2 protein-coding genes and 1 pseudogene are annotated in these 1,127 nt (G+C 57.9%); all 3 read right to left on the bottom strand.

Annotated features, from left to right (window positions below):
• Positions 1-80: 80 nt before the first annotated feature.
• Positions 81-485: an AAA family ATPase gene (locus ACIOWA_RS09280; RefSeq protein ID WP_401159399.1), complete on the bottom strand. Its 405-nt coding sequence runs from the start codon at positions 483-485 to the stop codon at positions 81-83.
• A 124-nt stretch (positions 486-609) separates the two neighbouring features.
• Complete coding sequence (locus ACIOWA_RS09285) at positions 610-1,005, bottom strand: YbaN family protein (protein WP_401159493.1); 396 nt, start codon at positions 1,003-1,005, stop codon at positions 610-612.
• Positions 1,006-1,015: 10 nt separating this feature from the next.
• A pseudogene (locus ACIOWA_RS09290) lies at positions 1,016-1,090 on the bottom strand (YecA family protein); the annotation flags it as partial.
• Between the last annotated feature and the right edge of the window lie 37 nt (positions 1,091-1,127).

The following is a 1,127-nucleotide window of genomic DNA, read 5'->3' on the forward strand; positions in this document are numbered from 1 at the left end:
GCGTCGGCGAAGGTCATCTGCTTCATCGGAAAACTCGGCGGGTGGAATCTGGGGATTTTGCCAAAATCAGAAAGTCTTTTTCAGAGTTTTCCTAGGGCTTCGGCTGCTGCCTCAAGCTTGTTGGCAGCGTCATCACCGCGGGTCTGTGTGCCTTTACGAATGCTTTCACGGCGCCGAGTCCACTCCCAGTTTTGTCCATGCAGAGTTGCTTGAGCAGACAGTCGAGCAGGAAGAGATGGTTCCATTTGATGCGCTTTTAGGGGGCGCAAAAAAACGTCTTCCGGATGAATTCCGGTGATGTCATTGGTAGTGCTGCCGAGGTCAAACCCGCGAACGTAAGGCCACAACGCCACCTTGATAGCATCCAACAGACTTGTCTTGCCTTGACCGTTGCGCGCGACCAACAAAGTCAGCTGAGTATCGAGTTCAAGTGTCAGCAATGGGAAACAACGGTAGTTTTCCAGCTCCAGCCTGATCAGTTTCACAGACTTTCCTCCATGTAGACCGATGCCAGGCTGCGGCAGTGGTGGTGTGTCCAAGGATCAGATTTGGCGCAAATTCTACTGTGATTGGAAACAGGTGCATACCTGTCCTCTATCCAGTAGTGCATCAAGGTTTGCGCAGTGTTTTCTGCCGCAAAATATAAACCGTCACCAACCCCGCGCTCGTCAACATGAACCCCCGCGCCCACGGCAGTGGCACCAGGTAGCAGGAAAACAGAATGCTCGCCCACATCAGCCCGATCGCGTAGACCTTGCCTTTGAGCGGAATGCCGTTGCCATCGAGGTAATCGCGGATCCACGGCCCGAGCCGCGGATGCTCGACCAGCCAGCGATAAAAACGCGGAGAGCTGCGCGCGAAGCAGGCCGCGGCGAGCAGAAGGAAAGGGGTGGTGGGCAGGACGGGCAGGAAAATCCCGATCACCCCCAATGCCACGCTGAGCCAGCCGATGGCCAGCAGGAAGTAGCGCAACATCAGGGGGCGGTTGCCTATGGGGTTGTCCATAGGCCGGATCTTAGTGGTGACGTGGCTTGAGGATCGCCGGTTTTTCGTCGGGCGCCTGGCACAGCAGGTACAGCGCGGTGCGGGGGGGGGGGGGGGGGGGGGGGGAGGGTGGGGGGGGGGCG

This window comes from Pseudomonas sp. NPDC087614 (assembly GCF_044743485.1).
GTDB classification, from domain to species: Bacteria; Pseudomonadota; Gammaproteobacteria; order Pseudomonadales; family Pseudomonadaceae; genus Aquipseudomonas; species Aquipseudomonas baetica_A.

Excerpts from the sequence above, each read along its gene's own strand:
- ACIOWA_RS09285 (WP_401159493.1), bottom strand. The coding sequence starts at position 1,005 with ATGGACAACCCCATAGGCAACCGCCCCCTGATGTTGCGCTACTTCCTG.